The organism is Billgrantia sp. Q4P2 (assembly GCF_052806135.1).
On record NZ_JBRBAI010000001.1, the window covers coordinates 365929 to 390440 of the forward strand.

The 24512-nt window shown below is 66.4% G+C and carries 15 protein-coding genes; 11 read left to right on the forward strand and 4 right to left on the reverse strand.

Annotation, left to right across the window (positions count from 1 at the left end; all coding sequences use genetic code 11):
* The first annotated feature begins 71 nt into the window (after positions 1-71).
* Complete coding sequence (locus ACUY1T_RS01730; protein ID WP_446019988.1) at positions 72-1418, forward strand: Na+/H+ antiporter family protein; 1347 nt, start codon at positions 72-74, stop codon at positions 1416-1418.
* A 34-nt stretch (positions 1419-1452) separates the two neighbouring features.
* Here ACUY1T_RS01730 and ACUY1T_RS01735 read toward each other — a convergent pair whose 3' ends face one another.
* Positions 1453-1914 carry a YchJ family protein gene (locus ACUY1T_RS01735; protein WP_446019989.1) on the reverse strand — a complete coding sequence of 154 codons (462 nt, stop codon included), beginning with the start codon at positions 1912-1914 and terminating at the stop codon, positions 1453-1455.
* Positions 1915-2207: 293 nt separating this feature from the next.
* Here ACUY1T_RS01735 and ACUY1T_RS01740 point away from each other — a divergent pair, with 293 nt between their 5' ends.
* Together ACUY1T_RS01740 and ACUY1T_RS01745 are read left to right on the forward strand one after the other, a co-directional pair.
* Positions 2208-5003 (forward strand): HAD-IC family P-type ATPase, encoded by a 2796-nt coding sequence (locus ACUY1T_RS01740; RefSeq protein ID WP_446019990.1) that lies wholly within the window; start codon positions 2208-2210, stop codon positions 5001-5003.
* A gap of 55 nt (positions 5004-5058) precedes the next feature.
* Complete coding sequence (locus ACUY1T_RS01745; protein WP_446019991.1) at positions 5059-7842, forward strand: cation-translocating P-type ATPase; 2784 nt, start codon at positions 5059-5061, stop codon at positions 7840-7842.
* On the opposite strand, the gene hrpB is transcribed toward ACUY1T_RS01745, so the two are convergent.
* On the reverse strand, positions 7843-10314 hold the full coding sequence (gene hrpB / locus ACUY1T_RS01750; protein WP_446019992.1) for an ATP-dependent helicase HrpB: 2472 nt from the start codon (positions 10312-10314) through the stop codon (positions 7843-7845).
* Positions 10315-10385: 71 nt separating this feature from the next.
* On the opposite strand from hrpB, the gene ACUY1T_RS01755 reads away from it, so the two are divergent.
* Both ACUY1T_RS01755 and arsJ read left to right on the forward strand, forming a co-directional pair.
* Complete coding sequence (locus ACUY1T_RS01755; protein WP_446019993.1) at positions 10386-11414, forward strand: ArsJ-associated glyceraldehyde-3-phosphate dehydrogenase; 1029 nt, start codon at positions 10386-10388, stop codon at positions 11412-11414.
* Entirely contained in the window at positions 11411-12670 is a 1260-nt protein-coding gene (gene arsJ, locus ACUY1T_RS01760; protein WP_446019994.1) for an organoarsenical effux MFS transporter ArsJ, read from the forward strand. Before ACUY1T_RS01755 ends, arsJ begins: the two co-directional genes overlap by 4 nt.
* Here arsJ and ACUY1T_RS01765 read toward each other — a convergent pair.
* Entirely contained in the window at positions 12600-13274 is a 675-nt protein-coding gene (locus ACUY1T_RS01765; RefSeq protein ID WP_446020219.1) for a TetR family transcriptional regulator C-terminal domain-containing protein, read from the reverse strand. The two genes, arsJ and ACUY1T_RS01765, sit on opposite strands and share 71 nt — an antisense overlap.
* A gap of 285 nt (positions 13275-13559) precedes the next feature.
* Here ACUY1T_RS01765 and xdhA point away from each other — a divergent pair, with 285 nt between their 5' ends.
* From xdhA to ACUY1T_RS01795, 6 genes are all read left to right on the forward strand, one after another.
* A complete protein-coding gene (gene xdhA / locus ACUY1T_RS01770; protein WP_446019995.1) occupies positions 13560-15038 on the forward strand; it encodes a xanthine dehydrogenase small subunit in 1479 nt (492 codons plus the stop codon).
* Positions 15022-17493 (forward strand): xanthine dehydrogenase molybdopterin binding subunit, encoded by a 2472-nt coding sequence (gene xdhB / locus ACUY1T_RS01775; RefSeq protein ID WP_446019996.1) that lies wholly within the window; start codon positions 15022-15024, stop codon positions 17491-17493. The genes xdhA and xdhB overlap by 17 nt, the downstream gene beginning before the upstream one ends.
* A complete protein-coding gene (gene xdhC, locus ACUY1T_RS01780) occupies positions 17493-18356 on the forward strand; it encodes a xanthine dehydrogenase accessory protein XdhC (RefSeq protein ID WP_446019997.1) in 864 nt (287 codons plus the stop codon). Before xdhB ends, xdhC begins: the two co-directional genes overlap by 1 nt.
* Positions 18357-18426: 70 nt before the next feature.
* Positions 18427-19749, forward strand: a complete 1323-nt coding sequence (gene guaD / locus ACUY1T_RS01785; RefSeq protein ID WP_446019998.1) for a guanine deaminase — start codon at positions 18427-18429, stop codon at positions 19747-19749.
* Positions 19750-20212: 463 nt separating this feature from the next.
* Positions 20213-21160 (forward strand): TAXI family TRAP transporter solute-binding subunit, encoded by a 948-nt coding sequence (locus ACUY1T_RS01790; protein ID WP_446019999.1) that lies wholly within the window; start codon positions 20213-20215, stop codon positions 21158-21160.
* Positions 21161-21229: 69 nt separating this feature from the next.
* On the forward strand, positions 21230-23551 hold the full coding sequence (locus ACUY1T_RS01795) for a TRAP transporter permease (protein WP_446020000.1): 2322 nt from the start codon (positions 21230-21232) through the stop codon (positions 23549-23551).
* Positions 23552-23781: 230 nt separating this feature from the next.
* Here ACUY1T_RS01795 and ACUY1T_RS01800 read toward each other — a convergent pair whose 3' ends face one another.
* Positions 23782-24459, reverse strand: a complete 678-nt coding sequence (locus ACUY1T_RS01800) for a hypothetical protein (protein WP_446020001.1) — start codon at positions 24457-24459, stop codon at positions 23782-23784.
* Between the last annotated feature and the right edge of the window lie 53 nt (positions 24460-24512).

A 24512-nucleotide genomic window follows, 5' to 3' on the forward strand; every position in this document is an offset into this window, starting at 1 on the left:
CGCCTCGGCCCGGGGCTTTATTCTGCCCGAAGCGGTAGCAACATCATCTTTCCTGCTTTCTGTGAGCCAACATGAATGCCATCGTTCTGGCCATCCTGGTCATGGTCACCCTGAGTCTCGCACGCGTCTCCGTGGTTTTCGCCCTGATCGCCGCCAGTCTGGTGGGCGGCCTGGTGGCGGGCATGCCTCTGGGCGCGATCATGGATGCCTTCAACCAGGGTCTGGGCAATGGCGCCACCATCGCCCTCTCCTATGCCGTACTCGGTGCCTTCGCCGTGGCCCTGTCTCGCTCCGGTGTCACCGAGCTGCTGGCCGAGCGTGCCATCCGTGGGCTGAATCTCGACGACCAACCGGCGAGCCGACGCTGGGTTGCCTACACCCTGCTGGGAGCATTGCTCGCCGCCGCGGTGAGTTCGCAGAACCTGATTCCCGTGCACATTGCCTTCATTCCGGTGCTGGTGCCGCCACTGCTCAAGCTGATGAACCACCTGCGCCTGGACCGCCGCGTGGCGGCCTGCGTGATCACCTTCGGCATCACCGCCCCCTACATGTTGCTGCCGGTGGGCTTCGGCTCGATCTTCCTCAACGACATCCTGCTCGCCAATCTCAACGAGAGCGGCGCCGAGTTCGGCCTGGAAGTGACCCGCGCCATGGTGCCCATGGCCATGCTGATTCCCATCGGCGGCATGGCACTGGGGCTGATCGTGGCCGTGCTGTTCAGCTATCGCCGTCCGCGCCACTACCAGGATCGCGACCTGGCCCACGGCGATGAAACGCCGGCCGAGGCCGCCCGCCACCTGGCGCCGTGGCAAATGGCGATACTCGGTGCTTCGCTGGTCGGCACCGTGGCGATCCAGCTGCTTTCGGGTTCGATGGTACTGGGCGGATTGTTCGGCTTCGCCCTGCTCTCGGTCAGCGGCGTGTTCCGCTGGCACGAGCAGGACGACATCTTCACCGAAGGCATGCGCATGATGGCGCTGGTGGGCTTCATCATGATCAGCGCGGCCGGCTTCGCCGGGGTGATGCAAGCCACCGGCGAGGTGTCTGCGCTGGTGGAAGGCTCGGCGGAGCTGATTGGCGACAACAAGGGCCTCGCGGCGCTGACCATGCTGCTCGTCGGCCTTTTCATCACCATGGGCATCGGTTCGTCGTTCTCCACCGTACCCATCATCGCCTCGCTCTACGTGCCGCTGGCGCTCAGCTTCGGCTTTTCGCCCATGGCCACCATTGCCCTGGTGGGCACCGCCGCCGCGCTAGGCGATGCCGGCTCGCCAGCCTCGGATTCGACCCTCGGCCCTACCGCCGGTCTCAACGCCGACGGCCAGCACGACCATATCTGGGACACCGTGGTGCCCACCTTCCTGCACTACAACCTGCCGTTGATCGCCTTTGGCTGGCTGGCGGCAATGATTCTCTGACAGAGCTCACCTGACAGGGCTCATCTGACTGGGATCATCCCAGGCCGCAACAGCTCTTGAACTTGCGCCCGCTGCCGCAAGGGCAAGGGTCGTTGCGGCCGGGCTTGAGGCGGTTGACGCTGGGCGTGCCATCCAGGTAATACCAGCGCCCCGCCTCGCGCACGAAGCGCGAATTCTCCTCAAGCACGCCCCAGCGGCGGCGCTCGCGAAAGGTCGCACGAAAGTGTACGCGGCCCTGATCGCCGTCCTGCCCATGATCCAGCACCTCCAACCGCACCCAGCGCGTACCGTCGTCCAGATCCAGCATCGTGGGGCGGGTGCTCCCATGCCAGGTGTCGCGCAGATAGCCTTCGAGCCCCAGGGCAAAGGCACTATAGCGGGAACGCATCAGCGCTTCGGGCGTCGGCGCCGGCTCACCGGCATGGAAGCGACCACAGCAGTCGGCAAGAACAAGGCCGCTGCCGCAGGGACAGAAAGGCGTAGTGGAATTCGACATGGCTCACTCTTTTCAATCGGGCCGTTCATACGGGCCGCCATCATAGCCGATACGCTTCCTTCGAGCCGGTCAGGCGATGATCCCGCCGCAACGACGTTTCGTGCTCTGCTGCCACTTCCACTGTGACCCAACGCTCGCCCGTTTTCAGGGCGAGCAGGAACTCATCGGTTCCAGGGCGCCTCGCTGCCTAATCCGAGGAGATAAGGAGTTGGGCAACGTTCTTGCGCTAGATCACTGCAGCGCAGCATCACGTGTGCTACATCTGCATCACACCATGCTATCGGAGAAAGGAAATGCCCGATCGCCGCGACGATTCCCGCACCGCCTGGCATGCTCTGCCTCCTGAAGAGGCCCTCAACAAACTCAAGAGCCGCAAGGATGGGCTCAGTGACGATGAAGCCGCTGCACGGCTGACGCAATACGGCCCGAACCGGCTCAAGCAGGAGAAGGGTCGCCCCTGGTGGAGGCGGCTGCTCGAGCAGTTCAACAATATCTTGATGATCATTCTGCTGGTGGCCGCGGTAGCCAGCCTTGCTCTCGGCCATACCCTGGATGCCCTGGCCATCGTCGGGGTGGTGATCATCATCGCCCTGATCGGCTTCATTCAGGAAGGCAAGGCAGAACAGGCGCTGGATAGCATCCGCAACATGCTTTCGCCCCAGGCAGCGGTGCTGCGCAACGGCCGGCGACGAACGCTCGACGCAGAAGAGCTGGTGCCCGGTGACATCGTCATGCTGGAGAGCGGCGACCGCGTTCCCGCCGACCTGCGCCTGCTCGAGGCCAGGCGCCTGCGCACCGAGGAAGCGGCACTGACCGGTGAATCCACGCCTGTCGACAAGCAGATCGACCCCGTCGACGGGAAGGCCGACCTGGGCGACCGCACGGCCATGGCCTATGCCAGCACCATCGTGGTCCAGGGCACGGCCCAGGGCCTGGTGGTGGAAACCGGCACCCATACCGAGATCGGCCGTATCTCCGAAATGCTGCGTGGCGTGGAGAAGCTCAAGACACCGCTGCTCCAGCAGCTCGATCGGGCCGGTCGCGTACTGGCGATCTTCATCCTCGGCGCCGCCACCCTTACTGCCGCGATCGGCGTGGTCATCCACGACCAGCCCATCAGCGCCATGTTCATGGCGGCAGTGGGCCTGGCCGTTGCCGCCATCCCCGAAGGCCTGCCGGCCATCGTCACCATTACACTGGCCCTCGGCGTCCAGGTCATGGCCAAGCGCAACGCCATCATCCGCCGCCTGCCGGCGGTGGAGACGCTGGGCTCCATCTCCACCATCTTTTCCGACAAGACCGGCACCCTCACGCGCAACGAGATGACCGCCCAGGCGATCTGGCTACCCGAGGGTGAGTTTCGCCTTACGGGGGTCGGTTTCGCTCCCGAGGGCACTTTTCACCTTGCCCCGGAAGACGCCGAAAGCGATGAGGACGGTGAGGAGATCACGCTGGAGGACCATCCGGCCCTTGCCCACTTCCTCAAGGTCGGCGTGTTGTGCAATGACGCCGAGATTGCACAAGAGGATGGCCGCTGGACCATCCACGGCGATCCCACCGAGGGGGCCCTGGTGGTGGCAGCCGCCAAGGGCGGTGTCGACACCTGCGAGCTTCGCTGCTGTCATCCGCGCCAGGACGCCATCCCCTTCGAATCCGAGCGCAAGTACATGGCCACGCTCAACGAGCTGGAAGGCAAGCGCCTGCTGGTCAAGGGCGCCCCCGACCGGCTGCTCGAGATGTGCCACAAGGTGCGTGGCGCCGAGGGTGATACCGAGCTGGACCATGGAGAGTGGGAAGAGCGCATCCATGCGCTCTCCTCCCGTGGGCTGCGCGTACTGGCCCTGGCGGAGAAGGAAGCCGACGACATCTCCGGCGAGCTGAGCGACGCGCAGGCCGAGGCTGGGCTGGTATTGCTCGGCCTGATCGGGCTGCTCGACCCTCCGCGGGAAGCCGCCATCGATGCCGTGAAGCAGTGCCTCGAAGCCGGCATCCGCCCGGTAATGGTGACTGGCGATCATGCCGTCACCGCCCGCGCCATTGCCGAGCAGCTCGGCTTCGCCCATACCGACCGGGCGCTGACCGGCCGTGAGGTCGAGAACATGTCGGATGCAGAGCTCGAGGCGTGCATCCTGGAGGTCGACGTTTTCGCGCGGGCCGCCCCCGAACACAAGCTACGCCTGGTCAAGGCCATGCAGGCCAGGGGCGGTATCTGCGCAATGACCGGCGACGGCGTCAACGACGGACCGGCGCTCAAGCGTGCCGACGTCGGCGTCGCCATGGGCATCCAGGGCACCGAAGCAGCCAAGGAAGCCGCCGAAATGGTACTGGCCGACGACAACTTCGCCACCATCGTCGGCGCCATCGAGGAAGGACGAAAGGTCTACGACAACATCCGCAAGACCGTCACCTTCATCCTGCCCACCAACGGCGGTCAGGGGCTGGCGATCATGCTGGCCGTGCTGGCCGGCACCCTGCTGCCGGTCACGCCGCTCCAGGCACTATGGGTCAATATGGTGGTGGCGGTCACCCTCGGCCTGGCGCTCGCCTTCGAGGAGGCGGAAGTCGACATCATGCAACGCCGACCGCGCGATCCTTCGGCCGCCCTGCTCGACTTGTTCCTGCTCTGGCGGGTGGTGTTCGTCTCGGTGCTGCTGCTGATCGGCGTGTTCGGCATGTTCAGCTGGGTCCTGCAGGGCCAAGGCGGCAGCGAGGCGCTGGCGCGCACCGGTGCCGTCAACATGCTGGTCATGGGCAGCGCCGCCTACCTCATCAACAGCCGCTTCTTGGTCAACAGCGCTCTTTCCCTAAAGGGCATCTTCGGCAGTCGTCCGGTGTGGCTGGCCATCGGGCTGGTCGTCCTGCTGCAGCTCGGCTGGACTTATCTGCCCTTCATGCAGACGGTGTTCGGCAGCGAGGGCCTCGATGTGCAGCACTGGCTGGCCATCCTGGCGGGCAGCATTGCCTTGTTCCTGATCGTGGAATGCGAAAAGCGGATTCTCCGCCGGCGCCGCGACGATGCCGCAAGCCCTTCGGAGCGCGCAGTACAGCGCAGCAACGGACGCACCGGAACACCTGCAGCAGGACGCTAGGTGTGCTACCCCTGTAGGAAGCAATGGGCAGGAGCCCGGCTACGGGAGATCAAGGATGAGCGGGCAAGACGAGCGGAAACAAGCGTCCTGGCATGCCCTGTCGGCTGAGGAGACACTGGATCGACTCGATGCCAGCCAGGAGGGCCTTGGGGCCGAGGAGGCGCGCAAGCGGCTCGAGCGGTACGGCCCCAACCGGCTCCGGCAGGACGAAGCGACCCCGTGGTGGCGCCGGCTGCTGGGCCAGTTCAACAACGTGCTCATGTTGATCCTGATCGTGGCAGCGATCGCCAGCCTGTTCCTGGGCAATTTTCTCGATGCCTCGGCGATTCTGGGTGTCGTGATCATCATCGCCCTGATCGGCTTCATTCAGGAGGGCAAGGCCGAGAAGGCGCTGGACAGCATCCGCGACATGCTCTCGCCCAAGGCCAAGGCGCTGCGCGACGGCCGCCAGAGCGAGATCGACGCCGAAGAGCTGGTGCCCGGCGATATCGTCAGGGTCGAGGGTGGCGATCGCGTTCCCGCCGACCTTCGCCTGCTCGAGAGCAATCGTCTCAATGCCGAGGAAGCTGCCCTGACCGGCGAGTCCACGCCGGTGGACAAGGGCGCGGATGCCGTCGACGAAAAAACCGAACTCGCCGAGCGTAGTTCGATGCTGTACGCCGGTACCATCGTGGCCAAGGGCACCGCCACCGGGGTCGTGGTCCAGACCGGCTCGCACACCGAGATCGGCCGTATCTCAGAGATGCTCCGCGGCGTCGAACAGCTCAAGACGCCGCTGGTCCAGCAGCTCGACCGCGCCGGACGCTTACTCGCGCTGTGCATCGTTGGTGCCGCGGTGCTGACCGGGGCCTTTGGCGTGCTGATTCACGACCAGCCCTGGACCGAGATGTTCATGGCAAGCGTAGGACTTGCCGTGGCGGCCATTCCCGAAGGCCTGCCGGCCATCGTCACCATCTCGCTGGCGCTGGGCGTGCAGGTCATGGCCAATAAGAACGCCATCGTACGTCGCCTGCCGGCAGTCGAGACGCTCGGCTCGATTTCCACCATCTTTTCCGACAAGACAGGCACGCTCACGCGCAACGAGATGACTGCCGAGGCGATCTGGCTACCCGAGGGGGAATTTCACCTCTCGGGAGTCGGCTTCGCTCCGGAAGGCAAATTTCATCTCGCCCCCAATGATGAGCACGAGCAGGGCGAAGGGCATGAGTACGGCGAGGAAATCGCCCCGGAGGACTACCCCGCCCTCACCCATTTCCTTCACGTCGGCGCATTGTGCAACGACGCTGAGCTATGCCATGAGGACGAGGAGTGGTCGATAGCAGGCGACCCCACCGAAGGCGCGCTGGTGGTCGCCGCCGCCAAGGCGGACTTCGACACGCATGAGCTGCGCGAGGCGCACCCGCGCGAGGACGCGATCCCCTTCGACTCGGAACGCAAGTACATGGCCACCCTCAACGATCTCGATGGCAAGCGCCTGCTGGTCAAGGGCGCGCCGGATCGCTTGCTGGAAATGTGCGAGAAGGAGCGCGGCCCCGACGGCGACACCGCGCTCGATCACGGCACCTGGGAGAAGCGTATTCACGAACTCTCCTCCCGCGGCCTGCGGGTGCTGGCCCTGGCCGAAAAGGATGCCGCCGACATCTCGGGCGGACTCGAGGACGAACACGCCGAGGAAGGGCTGGTACTGCTGGGCCTGGTCGGGCTGCTCGACCCGCCGCGGGAAGAGGCCATCGAAGCGGTCAAGAATTGCCAGAAGGCAGGGATACGCCCCGTGATGGTCACCGGCGACCATGCCGTCACGGCCCGTGCCATTGCCGATCAACTGGGCTTCGCCAGGACCGATCGCGCCCTGAGCGGCCATGAGATCGAGGCCATGAGCGACGAAGAGCTGGAACGTGAAGTCACCGAGGTCGACGTCTATGCCAGGGCGGCACCCGAGCACAAGCTTCGCCTGGTGCAGGCCATGCAGGCCAGAGGCGGCATTTGCGCCATGACCGGCGACGGGGTCAACGACGGGCCTGCGCTGAAGCGCGCCGACGTCGGCGTGGCCATGGGCGTTCAGGGGACCGAGGCAGCCAAAGAAGCCGCCGAGATGGTCCTCACCGATGATAACTTCGCCACTATCGTCAATGCCGTGGGCGAAGGTCGCAAGGTCTACGACAATATCCGCAAGACCGTCACATTCATACTGCCCACCAACGGCGCCGAGAGCCTGGCGATACTCATCGCCATACTCGCCGGCATCACGCTGCCGATCACCGGCCTTCAGGTGCTGTGGGTCAACATGATCACCGCCGTGACCCTGGGTATCGCCCTGGTATTCGAGCATGCCGAGGACAACGTGATGGAGCGCAAGCCGCGCGATCCTCACGCTCCCCTGCTCGACCTGTTCATGCTGTGGCGGGTCATCTTCGTCTCGATCCTGCTGGTGGCATGCGTGTTCGCCATCTTCAGCTGGATCCTGTACATCCAGGGCGGCAGCCCAGAACAGGCCCGCAGCGGTGCGGTGAACATGTTGGTGGTAGGCGAGATCGCCTACCTGATCAACAGCCGCTACTTGCTCAAGAACACCTTGTCGATCTCGGGCCTGTTCGGCAGCCGCCCGGTGCTGCTGGCCATCGGTCTGGTAGTGGTGGTGCAACTGGGCTGGACTTATCTACCCTTCATGCAGCTGGTGTTCGGCACGTCGGGGCTGACTCTGCTGCATTGGGGAGCGATCGTCGTCGCCAGCGTAGCCGTCTACCTGATCGTGGAGGCCGAGAAGTGGGTTCTGCGTCGACGTCAGGCACAGACGAAAAGCGATGCCGATCGTATCGCGACCGCTCCTGCCGCCAATTGATCAGACGCGTCGCTTGGTCCGCGCCGTAGCCTCGGCAGTGGTGGGATCCTCGGGCCAGGGGTGCTTGGGGTAGCGGCCGCGCATCTCCTTGCGCACTTCGGCGTAACCGTTGGCCCAGAAGCTGGCGAGATCCGCCGTGACCTGCAGCGGACGGCGCGCCGGCGAGAGCAGGTGCAGCAGCACCGCCACCCGCCCCTCGGCGATGCGCGGCGACTCCCGCCAGCCGAAGGTCTCCTGTAGTTTTACCGCCAGTACCGGCGCTCTGCCCTCCAGGCACGGCGTGTAGTCGATGCGCACCTGCGAGCCGCTGGGAACCTCGATTCGCTCCGGCGCCAGCGCATCGAGCCGCGAGCGCTGCGGCCAGGCCAGGGTGTCGAGCAGGAAGCGCCCCAGCGGCAACCGCTCTACGCCATCCAGGCGGGTCACGCCGCCGAGGTGCGGCCCCAGCCAGCCCTCGAGCCCTTCGAGCAACGTCGGCATCGACCAGTCAGGCCACTCGTCGCCCAATTCCCGCCGCAACAGCGCCACCCTGCCACGCAGTTGCTCGGCGCTTTCGTCGAAGGGCAGCTCGCCGCGACGGCGCAACGCTTCGAGGAGCGCTGTGCGCACCGCCTCCGGCGGTAGCGCCTGCAGCGGCCTGCGTTCGAACACCACTGCCCCAAGGCCACGCACCTCTTCGCCGACCAGTCGCCCCTGCCCCTCCGACCACTCAAGGCTCGCCCGCCACTCACGGGTTTCCGGAAACAGCGCCTCGAGCCGCACCCGCTCGATGGCCACACCGCGAAAGATTCGTGCGCCGCTGGCCTGACCGTCGAGTTCGGCGGCCACCAGCAGCTCGGCATGGGCCAGTGGGTGGTTCTCGGGCAGTGTCGCCAGGCCGCCACTGGCGAGGCGGAAGCGACCCGGCTCTGCCTCTTGATTGACGCGCTGCGCCACGCGGTCGGGATAGGCCATGGCAAGCAGCCCGCCCAGCGGCGCCAGGCTCGTCACTTCCAGACGCATGCCGGCGATTCGTGCCAGGCGCTGGGCATCGCGCTGCCACTGGCGATAGGCTGATGGCTCCGCCAGGCGCAACTGAAGCGAACGCTCCAGATCCTGCTCGCCGTCGAGGTCGCGGCCCTCCAGCGCCGCCACCAGCGAACAGGCAAGCGCCTGGGCATCGAGCTCAGTGGCCCGCTCCAGCATCACGGCAAGCCTCGGATGAGTCGGCCAGCGGGTACAGGCACGGCCCAGTTCGGTGAGATGCCACTGCTCGTCCAGCACGCCAAGCCGCCGCAACAACGCGCGACCTGCCGCCAGTCCGCCCGCAGGCGGCGGCGTGATCCAGGCCAGTGTATTGGGCTCGACGATACCCCAGCGCGCCAGCTCGAAGGCCAGCGGCGCCAGGTCGGCTTGGAGCATCTCGGGCTCGCCGTGGGCCACGAGCGGCTGCTCCTCGGCCCACAGCCTAAGGCACAGCCCAGGGCCCTGCCGCCCGGCACGACCGCGGCGCTGATCGGCGCTGGCACGATTGACGCGGCGAGTTTCCAGGCGCGTGAGTCCGCTGCGCGGCTGGAACACCGGCACCCGCTCCTGGCCGGCGTCGATGACGATTCGTACGCCATCCACGGTGACGCTGGATTCGGCGATAGCCGTGGCCAGCACGATTCGACGGCGCCCGTCCGGCTCGGGGCGAAGGGCACGACGTTGCTCTTCCAAGGGCAGGCGGCCGTGCAGTTCGCGCACCACGAGCTCGGGCTGGCGGCGCGCAAGCTCCCGCGCCAGGCGGCGGATCTCGGCTACGCCGGGCAGGAACACCAGCAGATCCCCCTTCTCCCCTGTTTCTTCTGCCCAAGCCAGCGTCTCTGTTACCGCCAGCGCCTGCTGGCGCGCCGCGTCCTCACGGACATTCAGCGGCCGATAGCGCGTCGCCACGGGAAAACTACGTCCGGGGCTGTCGATCAGTGGCGTCTCCTCGCCCAGTACGCCGAGCAACACCTTCACATCGAGGGTCGCCGACATCACCAGCAGGCGCAGGTCGTCGCGTACCGACTGGGTATCCAGCGCCAAGGCCAGGCCCAGGTCGGCCTCCAGGCTGCGCTCGTGAAACTCATCGAAGACGACGCCAGCCACCCCCTCGAGCAGCGGATCCTCCTGCAACATGCGGGTGAGCACACCCTGGGTGACTACCTCGAGCCGTGTCTTCGGCCCTACCCGGCTCTCGCCGCGCATGCGGTAGCCCACGGTGCCACCCACCTCTTCGCCAAGCGACTGCGCCATGAAACCTGCTGCCAGGCGTGCAGCGACGCGCCGTGGCTCGAGCAGCAGCAGACGTCCCTTCCGGCACCACGACTCATCGAGTAGCGCCAGCGGTACTCGGGTTGTCTTGCCCGCCCCGGGCTGGGCTACCAGCAGGGCGCGCGAATGCCCCGACAAGGCACGACGTATCACCGGCAGTTGGGCCGCGATGGGCAATTCGTCTGTGGGTGACATCGAACTGTCATCGTTTTTCATATACGATTTGCCATATATCTCAGGCACCGATTCAGTACAAGGAGCGCACCATGACCCTTCGCATCGGCATCAACGGTTTCGGCCGCATTGGCCGCCTGGCGCTGCGTGCCGGCTGGTCGAACCCCGATCTCGAGTTCGTGCGCATCAACGATCCCGGCGGCGACGCCGCCACCTTCGCCCACCTGCTGCAGTTCGACTCGGTGCACGGCCAGTGGACCGGCGGCGGCGATGATATCACGGCGACCCATGATGCCCTGATCGTCGCCGGTCGACAGATCGCCTTCAGCGCCAACCGCGAGATCGGCGATACCGACTGGTCCGACTGCGACGTCGTCATCGAGTGCTCCGGCAAGATGAAGACCAGCGACAAGCTGCAAGGCTATCTCGACCAGGGTGTAAGGCGCGTGGTGGTCAGCGCGCCAGTGAAAGAGGAAGGCGTGCTCAATGTCGTAATGGGCGTCAACGACCACCTCTTCGACCCAGCCAGGCATCGTATCGTTACCGCGGCGAGCTGCACCACCAACTGCCTGGCGCCGGTGGTCAAGGTGATCCACGAGCAGCTCGGCATCCGCCATGGCTCGATGACCACCATTCACGACATCACCAACACCCAGGTGATCCTCGATGCCCCGAGTTCTCCACAAAAGCCTGACTTGCGCCGCTCACGGGCCTGCGGGATGAGCCTGATTCCCACCACCACCGGCTCGGCCAAGGCCATCACCGCGATCTTCCCGGAGCTGACCGGCAAGCTCAACGGCCACGCCGTACGCGTGCCGCTGGCCAATGCCTCCCTGACCGACATGGTGTTCGAGGTGGAGCGCGAGACCACGGTCGAGGAAGTCAACGCGCTATTGAAGCAGGCCGCCGAGGGAGAACTGGCCGGCATCCTGGGCTATGAGGAGCGCCCGCTGGTTTCCATCGACTATCGCTCCGATCCGCGCAGCTCCATCGTCGATGCGCTCTCCACCATGGTGGTGGCAGGCACCCAGGTGAAGCTCTACGCCTGGTACGACAACGAGTACGGCTACGCCTGCCGCACCGTGGAACTTGCTGCCAAGGTAGGGAAAGCCGACGCATGATCGCCCGCGTTGCCGCCCTGCCCCGCGAGGTGCGCCAGTACCTGCTGGTCACCGGCAACTACTGGGGCTTCACGCTGACCGACGGTGCCCTGCGCATGCTGGTGGTGCTCTACTTCCACCAGCTCGGCTACTCAGCGCTGGAAGTGGCGCTATTGTTCCTGTTCTACGAGTTCTTCGGCGTGGTGACCAACCTGGTGGGCGGCTGGCTCGGCGCGCGGCTGGGGCTCAACCGCACCATGAACCTGGGCCTGGGCTTACAGATCGTCGCCCTGGCCATGCTGCTGGTTCCAACGGTCTGGCTCACGGTGCCCTGGGTGATGGCAGCCCAGGCGCTTTCGGGCATCGCCAAGGACCTCAACAAGATGAGTGCCAAGAGCGCGATCAAGACCCTGGTGCCGGCGGGCGATGAAGGACACACCGCGCTCTACCGCTGGGTGGCGCTGCTCACCGGCTCGAAGAACGCGCTCAAGGGAGTGGGCTTCTTTCTCGGCGGGCTGCTGCTCACCCTGATCGGCTTCCAGGGCGCGATACTCGCCATGGCGCTGATGCTCGTTGGCGTGCTCGGCCTCTCGCTTGCCCGCCTCGACGCCGACCTGGGCCGTGCCAAGGCCAAGCCGAAATTCCGCGAGATTCTCTCCAAGAGCCGGGCGATCAACATTCTCTCGGCGGCACGAATGTTCCTGTTCGGCGCCCGCGACGTCTGGTTCGTGGTGGCGCTGCCGGTGTTCCTGGCCACCCAGTTCGGCTGGGACCACTGGCGGGTGGGCGGTTTTCTGGCGCTGTGGGTGATCGGCTACGGGGCGGTGCAGGCGCTGGCGCCACGCATCACCGGGCGCCACTCGGGTCGCTCTGCCGCCATCCTGTGGGCGGCGGGCCTAGCCGCCCTGCCGGCGCTGATCGCCCTAGGTCTTCAAGTACAGGGCCTGGAATGGCTGCCGCATGTGGTGCTGCTGGGCGGGCTTCTGCTGTTCGGCGCGGTCTTCGCCGTAAATTCGAGCCTGCACAGCTTCCTGATCGTAAAGTTGGCTCGCGCCGATGGCGTCTCGCTGGACGTCGGCTTCTACTACATGGCCAACGCCATGGGCCGGCTGATCGGCACCCTGCTCTCCGGCTGGCTCTACATGACCGGCGGCCTCAGCGCCACGCTGTGGGTGTCGAGCGCCATGCTGGTGGCGACGGTGGCGATCAGCCTGGCGTTGCCGAGGGAGGCCTCACCCCACATCCCTTCAGGATTACCTGGGTCAGGAACTGGGTGATCCGCTCCACGTCGGCGTCCGATATCTCTTCCTTGCCGGTAATGCCCAGCACCTGAGCCTCGAAGTCGGCGTAGTGCTGCGTTGCCGACCAGATCAAAAAGATCAGCCATACCGGATCGACCTGGTCCATCAAGCCTCGCTCTTCCCACTGCTCGAAGACTCTGGCCCGGGTCTGCACCCATTCGCGCAGCTCGCCGCGCAGGTACTCCTGCAGGAACGGCGCTCCGCCGAGGATCTCGGCCGCGAACAGCCGAGAGCCCTCGGGGTGGCGGCGGGAGAGCTGCATCTTGCTGCGGATGAACGCCTCGAGCACCTCGGCAGGGTCGTCCTCCACGCTGATGTCGTCGAGCAGCGCGTTCCAGCGCGCCATCATGCGCTCGAGCAGGCGCACGTAGAGACCGCGCTTGTTGCCCATGTAATAGAGCACGTTGGACTTGGGCAGCCCCGCTTCCTCGGCGATGGCCTGAACGCTGGCGCCGCGATAGCCGTACTGGGCGAAGACCCGCTCGGCGGCTTCGAGGATCTCGCGCTCGTTGCGCTCGCGAGTGGCGCCATTGCTCTCGCCACCCTGCCGCGCTGGCGGCAAGGTCTCGGTTTCGGTCATGTCGGTCATCGACAGGCCCCTGCCCTGTGAATGATGAAGCCAAAAGAGTGCCCCACCGCAGCGGTTCCTGCAAATGAGACCATCGACGGCGGATTGGGCACCATATTGCCAGCATGACCATTGTCCGCTTGCCTGATAGCCACCTGACTCTTGCAAAGTGCGACATTCTGGCCCATGCTGAGATCATCCTGACCATTTGGTCAACTCGTATCGATACGGTCGAGCAGCGACCTCTCGTTGCGTGGCGACCGGTCAGCTATCACAACGTCAACAAGAGACAAGGCGATGATCGACTTCATGCTCAACGGGCAGCCATGTCGGAGCGAGGCCTCTCCCGAGACCAGCGTGCTCGAGCTGCTGCGCGAAACGCTCGGCGTTACGGGCACCAAGGAGGGCTGCGCCTCGGGTGACTGCGGCGCCTGCACGGTAGCCATCGGCGAGCCCGGCCCCGACGGCGAGCTGCGCTATCACAGCGCCAACGCCTGCATCACGCCGGCCCACCAGCTCAATGGTCGCTACCTGGTCACGGTGGATGGCCTGGCACAGGGCGAGGCACTGCATCCGGCCCAGGCGGCCATGGTCGAGTGCCACGGCAGCCAGTGCGGCTTCTGCACGCCGGGCATCGTCATGTCGCTGTTCACCCTGCACGAGCAACAGCGCCAGGCCCCGGCCCCGCTGACGCCCCAGCGCCTGGAAGCCGCACTGGGCGGCAACCTGTGCCGCTGCACCGGCTACCGGCCGATCCGCGATGCCGCCTTGAGCATGAATGCCCACCCGGACAATCGCCCCCTGTGGCTCGATGCTGCGGCACCCCGTGACAGCGAAGTGAGCGAGCAACGCCTCGACCGCGACGCCGCCTTCCTGCAGCCGACAACCCTCGCTGAGTTGACCGACTGCCTCACGCGGCATCCCAAGACGCGCCTGGTAGCTGGCGGCACCGACCTGTGGCTCGAATCCACCCAGCGCCTGGCGCGCTTCGAACGTGTCATCGACGTGACCCGGGTGGCCGAGCTCAATGTCATCGAGGAAGCCACGCTGGAAGACGGTCGCGAAGGCTGGTGGATCGGCGCTGCCGTCAGCTATACGCGCCTGGAGCCGCTGCTCGAGGAGCACTACGACGCCTTCGCCCACCTGCTGCACCGCCTGGGCTCCCAGCAGGTGCGCAACCGCGGCACCCTGGGCGGCAACGTCGCCAACGCCTCGCCCATCGGCGATACCCCGCCGGTGCTGCTGGCGCTGGGCTCGCGCCTGCGCCTGGTCGGCCCCAATGATGATCATGGAGTGCGCGAGCGCGAGCTACCTCTAGAGGACTTCTTCCTCGACTACAAGCGCACTGCCCTGCGCGAGGGCGAGGCCATTCGGGCGCTCTTCCTGCCTCGCCCCATCGAGGGCCAAACTCTCAAGGTGTGGAAACTGTCCAAGCGTCGAGAGGACGACATCTCCGCGGTGCTGGGCGCCTTCGCCTGGCGCATGGAGAACGGCGTGATGCGCGACGTGCGACTCGCCTTCGGCGGCATGGCGGCGATTCCTAAGCGCGCCGCCCGTGCCGAGGCGGCGCTGGAGGGTCAGGCCCCCGATGCGGCAGCCTTCCTTGCCGCACGCGAGGCCCTGGCCGAGGACTTCCAGCCCATGTCCGACGTGCGCGGCAGCGCCGAATACCGCCGGCTCTCCGCCGCCAACCTGCTCGAGCGCCTGCGCCTCGTGATCGCTCAGGCCGAGTCCGATAGCCCCCGGGAGGTGATGCTCCATGCGTACGCTCACTAAGCTGAATAAATCGACCGCACCTGACGTGAGCGCGGAGTCGGAAACTGCCCGCCACGAGCTCGACGGTCGCATCAAGGGCTCAAGCCCCTTGGCGCGGGATACCGTGCATGCGGCTCCTCATCCACATGCACAGGCCCATGAGAGCGCGGTCAAGCACGTCACGGGGCGCGCCGCCTACATCGACGATCTCAAGGCGCCCGCCGATACCCTGCACGTAGCACTCGGCCTCTCGCCCGTCGCTCACGGCCGCCTGACCCGCCTCGACCTGGACAAGGTCCGTGCCATGCCCGGCGTCGTGGATGTCATCGCCGTGGGTGATGTACCCGGCCACACCGATATCGGTCCCGTGTTCCCCGGCGACCCCATCTTCGTCGAGGAGGAGATCAGCTACGTCGGCCAGGTCCTCTTCGCCGTGGCCGCCGAGAGTCATCGCGCCGCCCGGGAAGCCGTCCAGGCAGCCGTCGTGGAGATCGACGAGCAGCCGGCCTGCCTCGACCCGGTCGCCGCCGCCGAGCGGGAAGAGTTCGTGCGCCCCACCCACGTTCAACAGAGCGGTGACTGGGAGCAGGCGCTGAAGGATGCCGCCCTGGTCGTGGAGGACGAGCAGTTTGTCGGCGGCCAGGAGCATTTCTACCTGGAAGGCCAGGCCTGCCTGGTGCAGCCCACCGAGGACGAGGGCGTGGTGGTCTTCACCTCCAACCAGCACCCCAGCGAGACCCAGAAACTGGTGGCCGAGGTGCTGGGCATTCCGTTCCACGCCGTCACCGTGGAAGTGCGCCGCATGGGCGGCGGGTTCGGCGGCAAGGAGACCCAGGCGTCACCCTGGGCCTGCATCGCCGCGCTGATCGCCAGGCGCACGGGCCGCACCACCCGTGTGCGCCTGCCCCGGGGCGACGACATGCGCGTGACCGGCAAGCGTCATCCGTTCCATAACCGCTACCGGCTGGGCGTCGACGACCAGGGCGTGATCCTGGGTGGCGAGATCACCGTGATCGGCGACTGCGGCTACTCGCCCGACCTGTCCGACGCCATCGTCGACCGCGCCATGTTCCACAGCGACAACGCCTATTCGCTGGGCGATGCCCGGGTGACCGGCCACCGCGCCCGCACCCATACCGCCTCCAATACCGCCTTTCGTGGCTTCGGTGGCCCCCAGGGCATGATGGTGATCGAAGCGGCCATGGACGATATCGCCCGGCGCATCGGCGAGGACCCGCTGACGGTGCGCAAGCGCAACTTCTACCGCCCCGACCGCCAGACCACCCACTACGGCCAGCATGTGGACCAGATCGCCCTGCTCAAGGCGCTGGTCGAACAGCTCGAGACCAGCAGCGAATACTGGACACGGCGCCGTGCCATCACCGAGTTCAACGCCGACAGCCCCATCGTCAAGAAAGGCCTGGCGCTGACGCCGGTGAAGTTCGGCATCTCCTTCACCGCCAAGCACCTGAACCAGGCCGGCGCCCTGCTGCACGTCTATACCGACGGCAGCGTGATGATCAACCACGGCGGCACCGAGATGGGCCAGGGGCTGCACACCAAGATCTGCCAGGTGGTGGCCCGCGAGCTGGGGCTCGATACCGACGAGGTCCGCATCACCGCCACGCGTACCGACAAGGTGCCCAACACCTCGCCCACGGCGGCCTCCAGCGGCGCCGACCTCAACGGCCAGGCCGCTCGCGACGCCTGCGTGAAGCTCAAGCAGCGCCTGTTCGACTTCGCCCATGAGCATCTCTATAAAGACCAGGGCCTCGATCGCGAGGACATGCGCCTGGAGGCTGGCCATCTCGTCGCCGGTCACGGCGAGAGCGAGCAACGCATTCCCTGGGGCGAGCTGGTCCAGGCGGCCTACCTCAACCGCATCTCGCTCTCGGAGAAGGGTTTCTACGCCACGCCGCTGATCCACTACGACCGTAACGTCGGCCAGGGCCGCCCCTTCTACTACTACGCCTTTGGCGCCGCCGTGGCGGAGGTCAGCGTGGATACCCTCACCGGCGAGTACCAGGTCGACCGGGTCGATATCCTCCACGACGTGGGCGATTCGCTGAACCCGGCCATCGACCTCGGCCAGGTGGAAGGCGGCTTCATCCAGGGCATGGGCTGGCTGACCAGCGAGGAGCTGAAGTGGAACGAAGCCGGCCGGCTGATCTCCGATGGCCCTGCCACCTACAAGATCCCCACCTACGGCGACCTGCCGCCGGTGTTCAACGTCAGGCTGATGGAGGGGCACCCCAACTCCATGGCCAGTATCTATCGCTCCAAGGCGGTGGGCGAGCCGCCCTTCATGCTCGGCATGGCGGTGTGGTCGGCGCTGCGTGACGCATTGGCAAGCCTGGCCGACTACGCCGAGGCGCCGCGCCTCGACACGCCGGCCACGCCGGAACGGGTACTGATGGCCGCCGAGACTCTGCGGGCTAAATATGATGCCTGGCCCCTGAAAAAGGATGGCGTGTGATGAGCGCGTCGCGTCCGCAGGCCTGGCATGAGGCTCTGCACCGCTTGCAACGGGACGGCCTGCCCCATGCGCTGGCCACCGTAGTGACCAGCGCCGGCTCCACGCCTCGTGAGCCCGGCGCTCGCATGGTGATCACGGCGGACGCCGTCCACGACACCTTGGGCGGAGGCACCTTCGAATTTCAGGTGATCGACTCAGCCCGCGAGCGGCTGGCATCGGGAGAGCTCGGCATGAGCCTCGAGGCCTTCGCCCTGGGCGGCCGCAGCGGCCAGTGCTGCGGCGGCTTCGTCAACGTGCTGCTGGAGATCTTCCCCGGCAGCGCGGCGACGCTCGCCCTCTTCGGCGCCGGCCATGTCGGCACCGAGCTGGTGCGCCTGGCCGCCCCGCTGCCCTGGCGTGTGCTGTGGCACGACAGCCGCGACGGCGTCTTCCCCGACTGGGCCGAGGCGCAGCCACGCCTGGCCTGTCGCCACGCGGCCGACCCGCGGGCCGCCGTGGCCGCCCTGCCGGCGGGCAGCCACGCGCTGGTGCTGACCCACGACCACGCCGAGGATCGCGCCCTGGTCGACGCCCTGCTCCAGCGGGACGACATCGCCTCCATCGGCTTGATCGGCTCCAAGAGCAAGTGGGCCAGCTTCCGTTCGCGGCTCACCGATGCCGGCCACGACGACACGGCCCTGGCCCGGGTACGCTGCCCCATCGGGCTGGCCAGGGGCCCGGATGGCAAACCGATCAGAGGCGGCGACAAGACGCCCTACGCCATCGCCATCGCCGCCCTGGCCGAACTGCTGCCGATGGTGGGCAATGCCGAGCGCGCCGATCAGCGCGGCCTGGCGCCGGCAGAGCTGCGTGCTCTGTTCTAACCCTACGAACCGGACGAATCACTGACCCTCGGCAGCGGACGCCGGGGGCAGCAACCAACGAGCCCCAGATATGACGAGCAACGACACCCGCGTAATACGCGCCGAACTGCTGAGCTTCGATGCCGACCCCGGCGAAGGCGACAGCCCCGCCGAAGGCAGCGTGCGTCACTACGCCGACGGCGCGCTGTGGCTGGAGAACGGCCGCATCAAGGCCATCGACGACTACGCAGCGCTGGCGCCACGCCTGCCCCAAGGCATCGAGACGGTGGATCATCGCGGCAAGCTGGTAATGCCCGGCTTCATCGACAGCCACGTGCACTACGTGCAGCTGGAGATCATGGCCTCCTACGGGCGTCAGCTGCTGGACTGGCTGAACGAGTACACCTTCCCCGAAGAGTGCGGCTTCGCCCAGCGCGAGCGGGCCGAGGTGATCTCCAACGCCTTCCTCGACGAGATGCTGCGGGTCGGCACCACCACCGCCCAGGTGTTCTGCTCCAGCCACCCCACCTCGGTGGAAGCCTTCTTCTCTGCCTGCCGCGAACGCGACCTGCGCATGCTGGCCGGCAAGGTACTGATGGATCGCAACGCCCCCGAGGCGCTGTGCGACGACACCTACGGCGGCATTCGCGACACCGAACTGCTGATCGGCGAGTGGCACGGCAGAGGGCGCCTGGGCTACAGCCTGACCCCGCGCTTCGCCCCGACCTCCACCCGCCAGCAGCTCGACGCCACCGGCGGCCTGCTGCGCAACGACCCGAGCCTGTGGCTGCAGACCCACCTCTCCGAGAACCCCGGCGAACTCGACTGGGTGGCCGAGCTGTTCCCCGAGAGCCGCGACTATCTCGAAGTCTACGAGCAGTCCGGGCTGGTCGGCCCGCGCAGCACCTTCGCCCATGGTATTCACCTCGACCAGGAGATGCGTTGCAGGCTGGCCGAGCGTGGCGCCAACATCGCCTTCTGCCCCAGCTCCAACATGTTCCTCGGCAGCGGCCTGTTCGACCGTCTGGCGGCACGCGAGGTCGGCCTCAACATCACCTACGCCAGCGACATCGGCGGCGGCACCGACCTCTCCGGCCTCGCCACGCTCAAGGCCGGCTACCAGGTAGGCCAGCTGCGCGGCCAACCGCTCACCGCTTGGCAAGGCCTCTACGGCCTCACCCTGGGCAACGCCAAGGCGCTCTCGCTGGACGACAAGATCGGCCGCCTCGCCCCCCGCATGGAGGCCGACTTCGTCGTGATCGACCCCGACGGCTCGCCACTGCTCGGGCGACGTCACGCACGTTGCAAGACCCTCGGCGAGCGGCTGTTCGCCCTGATGATGCTGGGCGACGACCGCAGCATTCTGGAAACCTGGGCCAGCGGACGCTGCAAGCACCAGCGCGACCAAGCCTGAAACGAAAATGGCGAGTGGCTCTCAGAATTCATGAGGACCACTCGCCACGATTTGAAATTTAGTGTGAAACCCGGTTTCGGAGCGGATGGTTCTCTGGAATCAGGTTCTTGGCGGAATGCACTGATTTCTCAAGAGAATACCATCCGCTATCTTCGTTTTCAGGCCTGCCTCATGAATAAGGCGGGATCATGGGAATTTCAGAATATCACGGAGTGTATAGAATTAAAGGTGAGCTCCCCGGGGCGGCGGTGGGCTGACCTCTCCCTCGTGGATCCTGGGCCGTGCCTCCGGTACGGGCAGGGGCAGCTCGTCGGGCGGCAGGGAACTGTCCGTCTTTCATCGCGGAGCCCTATCGGTGCTCCGTACACTAAGGATGGCTTACCACCAACCGGGCCGGCACGGCCGGCTCAGGGTGCCCGCCGGGACACGACGCCGAGCGAGAGCGCCCGAAGGGGAGGCTGTCATGAAAAAATCACTCGTACTGCTGTTATGCATAGCGTTGGCCCTCGTGGCGCATCAGGCGCTCGGCCAACGCCAGTTCCTCACCATCGGCACCGCCAGCGTGGTGGGTATCTACTACCCGGTAGGCGGCGCCACGGCGCAGATCATCAACCAGGCCGATGTGGGTCTGCGGGCCACGGTGGAGGCCACCGGCGGTTCGGCCTTCAACGCCCGGGCCCTGGCCGCCGGCGAGCTCGACCTGGCCATCGCCCAGTCCGACGTGGTCTATCAGGCCTACCACGGCGAGGCGGGGTTCGAGGGCGAGGCGGTAGATCAACTGCGCACCGTGATGGGCCTGCATGCCGAGCCGCTGCACCTAGTCTGCTCCCGGGAGTCCGGGATCACCGAGGTGCGCGATATCGCCGGCAAGCGGGTCAATATCGGCAACCCCGGTTCCGGCATTCGCTTCACCGTGGAGCAGGCACTGCAGGCACTCGAGATCGGCCTGGACGACTTCGAGCCGTTCAGCCTGACCGCCCCCGAGGGCGTCGACTTCCTGCGTGACCGTCGCGTCGACTGCTTCTTCTACACCATCGGCATCGGCGGCGCCGCCCTGCAGGACATCAGCACCACCCAGGACGTGGTCTTCGTGCCCATGGATGATGCGGTGCTCGAGGCCCTGGTGGCGGAGCACCCCTACTATGCCTTCACCGAGGTGCCCGCGGGCACCTATCGCGGCCAGGAGGAGGACATCACCCTGTTCGGGGTCAAGGCGCTGTTCGTCACCACCACCGACCTGGACGAGGAGGTGGCCTACAACGTGACCAAGGCGGTACTCGACAACCTGGAGGACTTCACCCGGATCCATCCGGCCCTCAACCTCCTCACCGCGGAGGACTTCCTGAGCGGCCTCGGCGCCCCGCTGCATCCCGGCGCCGAGCGTGCCTATCAGGAGGCCGGTCTGCTGTAAGCGTGGGACTAGGCCGGGGCCAGCGGCCCCGGCCGACTCCCGCTGACGGCCCCTCTGCGAGGCACCGCCATGGCCGTAGCTTCCCCACCCCCCGAGTCGCCCCGGGAGCCCGGATCGGCGTCCCGGGTCGATGCCGAAGCCGCCCGCGAGGCGCGGCGCCTGGTCGAGGAGTTCGAGACCGGGGCGCGGTTGCCCCACGGGTTGCTGCTGTGGGTGATCGTCGCCCTCTCACTGGGCTGGTCGCTGTTCCAGCTCGGCGTGGCCAGCGTGCTCGCCGTGGACGTGGTGATCCAGCGGGCGGTGCATGTGTTCTGCGGCATTACCCTGGCCTTTCTGGTCTTTCCCGCCATTCGCGGTCGCCGGCGTCCGGGCGTCTTCCAACTGGCGGTGCTGGGGGGCATCAGCCTGGGGGTGGGCTATGCCGCAGTGCGCCTGATCGGCGAGGTGACGCCGCTGGCTCCGCCGAACTGGCTGGCGCTGGGCATGGGCCTCGTCCTTTGTGTGGCGGTACTGGTCTCGCTACGCGGTGAGCAGATCGAGCGGCTGCCCTGGTTCGACCTGCTGTTCGCCCTGCTGGCCGGCGCCGGGGCCCTCTATCTGGTATTCGACTACCAGGGCCTGCAGGCCCGCCAGGGGTTGGCGCTCACGCGCGAGATCTGGATCGGCCTGCTGTTCATGCTGTTGCTGCTGGAGGCGACCCGGCGCAGCCTGGGACCGGCATTGGCGGTGATCGCCGGGCTCTTCTTCCTCTACCAGCTCACCGGGCCGCGGGGGGCCGTGCCCTGGCTGGCGGAGTGGATGCCGGACCTGCTGGCGCACCGCGGTGCCAGCCTGCAGCGGGCCATCAGCCAGCAGTACGTGACCACCGAGGGCATCTTCGGGGTGCCGGTGGGGGTCTCCACCGCCTTCGTCTTCCTCTTCGTGCTGTTCGGCTCGATGCTCGACAAGGCCGGGGCGGGCAAGTACTTCATCGACGTGGCCAACTCCTTCCTCGGCCATCTGCGTGGCGGCCCGGCCAAGGCGGCGGTGGTGGCCTCGGGGATGACCGGTATGGTCTCCGGCTCGTCCCTGGCCAATGTGGTCACCACCGGCACCTTTACCATTCCGCTGATGAAGCGCACCGGCTACCCGGCCCACAAGGCTGGAGCCTGCGAGGTGGCGGTCTCCACCAATGGTCAGTTGATGCCTCCGGTGATGGGAGCGGCGGCCTTTATCATCGCCGAGTTCGTCGGGGTGCCCTATATCGAGGTGGTTCGCGCCGCGGCCATTCCGGCCTTCGTCGCCTACTTCGCGCTCTTCTACATCATGCATCTGGAGGCCCTGAAGCTGGGCCTGCACGGTATCCCGCGCCATGATCTGCCGCCGCGGCTGGCGACCTTTATCGGCGGTATCCACTTCCTGATCCCGGTGGCAGTGCTGGTCTACTACCTGATCATCCTGCGGCGCACCCCCGGCTATGCGGTGATGGTGGCGATCCTGGCGCTCGCCGTGCTGATGCTGGTGCAGGAGCCGATCAAGGCCTGGCTGCAGGGGCGGCCGATATTGCCGGCACTGTGGCACGGCCTCGTGACCCTCTTCCATGGCCTGCTGGCCGGAGCACGCAACATGGTGGGCATCGCCGTGGCGGTGGCCACCGCCGGGATCATCGTCGGTTCGGTGAGCCAGACCGGGGTGGGGCTCAGGCTCACCGAGATCATCCAGATCCTCAGTGGCGCCATGGCCTCGGGGATCGGCCTGATCACCCTGCCGGTGGTGGAGTTCTTCGGTGGCAATGTGGTGACCTTCGATACCACCACCCAGTTCGCCATCGTGCTGCTGATCACCGCCGTGGCCAGCCTGATCCTCGGCCTGGGGTTGCCCACCACCGCCAACTACGTGGTGATGGCCACCCTGACGGCGCCGGTGATCTACAACCTAGGCAACGAGTTCGGCTTCGGCATCCCGCTGCTGGCCGCACACCTGTTCGTGTTCTTCTTCGGTATCCTCGCCGATGACACCCCACCGGTGGGGCTGGCCGCCTACGCCGCCGCCGGCATCGCCCGCAGCGACCCGATCCGCACCGGGGTGCAGGGCTTTATCTACGACATGCGCACCGCCATCCTGCCCTTCATGTTCATCTTCAATGTGTCGCTGCTGCAGATCGGCGTGAGCGGCTGGCTCGAGATCCTGCATATCTTCGTCAGCGCCCTGGTGGGCATGATGGCCTTCGCCGCCGGGGTGCAGGGCTTCGTGCGCCTGAAAACCCTGCTGCTCGAGCGCCTGGTGCTGCTGGCGGTGGCCTTTATGCTGATCCAGCCCAACTGGTTCACCGACCTGCTCGGGGTGAGCCTCTATGGCCTGGTCTACCTCTCCCAGTGGCTGCGTCAGCGCCGCCGTGCCGATACCGCCTGACGCGACGGTCGTGGTTCAGAGACGCTGCTGGCCAGGCGCCATGCCCGCTGCCGCACCCTCGGCGAGCGGCTCTTCGCACTGATGATGCTGGGCGATGATCGCAGCATATTGGAAACCTGGGCCGGCGGACGCTACCAGCATCGGCGCGACTAGGCTTAGGTTAAGCCTGAAACGAAAATGGCGAGTGGTTGGAAGACCACTCGCCATTATGTGAAACCCGGTTGTGAAACCTACTGCTTCGAGGGCCGTACCTCCCCGCTATCCGGATCGAAGACCCAGCGCTCGCCGCCTACTCGGAATAGCAGCTCTCCATTCCTCCACGCCAGCGCCTCGTAGATGCGCTCCTCGGGTGCTCGCGCCTCATGATCGGGGCTGCGCACCGGCATGGCAGTCGCCTCCACCGTTTCTCCCAGCCGCTCCCCATCGACCACCGTTAGCGTGCGACCTCCCGCAGGGCCTTCCTGCACGAAGACCACCCGGCGAGCATCGTCGCTCCACGGCCCGATGGCGATGATGCCGCCGTACTGGAACGCAGCCGGTCTTGGCTTCCGCGTGCCTTCTCGGATCAGCCAGCCGGCGCTGTGTGCCGCCCCCGTGGTGACCATGGCTAGCCAGGCACCGTCCGGCGAAAGCGAGGCCTCCTGGAAGCGCTCCGCAGCACCAAACTCAGCCTGTTGATCCACGCGAATGGAGTCCGGCACATCGGCAATGCCGACCAGCACGGATCCATCCGCCGCACGGATCTGCTCGTCGCCCACGTCAAGCGGAGCAAGCGCCGCTTCGGGTTGAGAGGTATTGGATGCTTCGGTTGCCGTTGGCGGCTCACCATTTCCCGGTGACGAACAGCCGCTGAGCACGAGGGCAGCGGTTGCGATTGTGAGAGCGTGCGGAAGCCTGAGTGACGTCATGAAGCCTCCTGATGCTGAATTGAATGCTTCATCTGCACGGCAGTGTAGGTGCC

Bases quoted from the DNA above. Each gene is read 5' to 3' on its own strand.
- ACUY1T_RS01795 (WP_446020000.1), top strand. From the start codon at position 21,230: ATGGCCGTAGCTTCCCCACCCCCCGAGTCGCCCCGGGAGCCCGGATCG.
- guaD (WP_446019998.1), top strand. From the start codon at position 18,427: ATGACGAGCAACGACACCCGCGTAATACGCGCCGAACTGCTGAGCTTC.
- ACUY1T_RS01745 (WP_446019991.1), top strand. From the start codon at position 5,059: ATGAGCGGGCAAGACGAGCGGAAACAAGCGTCCTGGCATGCCCTGTCG.
- xdhC (WP_446019997.1), top strand. From the start codon at position 17,493: ATGAGCGCGTCGCGTCCGCAGGCCTGGCATGAGGCTCTGCACCGCTTG.
- ACUY1T_RS01755 (WP_446019993.1), top strand. From the start codon at position 10,386: ATGACCCTTCGCATCGGCATCAACGGTTTCGGCCGCATTGGCCGCCTG.
- hrpB (WP_446019992.1), bottom strand. From the start codon at position 10,314: ATGTCACCCACAGACGAATTGCCCATCGCGGCCCAACTGCCGGTGATA.
- ACUY1T_RS01740 (WP_446019990.1), top strand. From the start codon at position 2,208: ATGCCCGATCGCCGCGACGATTCCCGCACCGCCTGGCATGCTCTGCCT.
- ACUY1T_RS01730 (WP_446019988.1), top strand. From the start codon at position 72: ATGAATGCCATCGTTCTGGCCATCCTGGTCATGGTCACCCTGAGTCTC.
- xdhB (WP_446019996.1), top strand. From the start codon at position 15,022: ATGCGTACGCTCACTAAGCTGAATAAATCGACCGCACCTGACGTGAGC.
- ACUY1T_RS01790 (WP_446019999.1), top strand. From the start codon at position 20,213: ATGAAAAAATCACTCGTACTGCTGTTATGCATAGCGTTGGCCCTCGTG.
- arsJ (WP_446019994.1), top strand. From the start codon at position 11,411: ATGATCGCCCGCGTTGCCGCCCTGCCCCGCGAGGTGCGCCAGTACCTG.
- ACUY1T_RS01735 (WP_446019989.1), bottom strand. From the start codon at position 1,914: ATGTCGAATTCCACTACGCCTTTCTGTCCCTGCGGCAGCGGCCTTGTT.
- ACUY1T_RS01800 (WP_446020001.1), bottom strand. From the start codon at position 24,459: ATGACGTCACTCAGGCTTCCGCACGCTCTCACAATCGCAACCGCTGCC.
- xdhA (WP_446019995.1), top strand. From the start codon at position 13,560: ATGATCGACTTCATGCTCAACGGGCAGCCATGTCGGAGCGAGGCCTCT.
- ACUY1T_RS01765 (WP_446020219.1), bottom strand. From the start codon at position 13,274: ATGACCGAAACCGAGACCTTGCCGCCAGCGCGGCAGGGTGGCGAGAGC.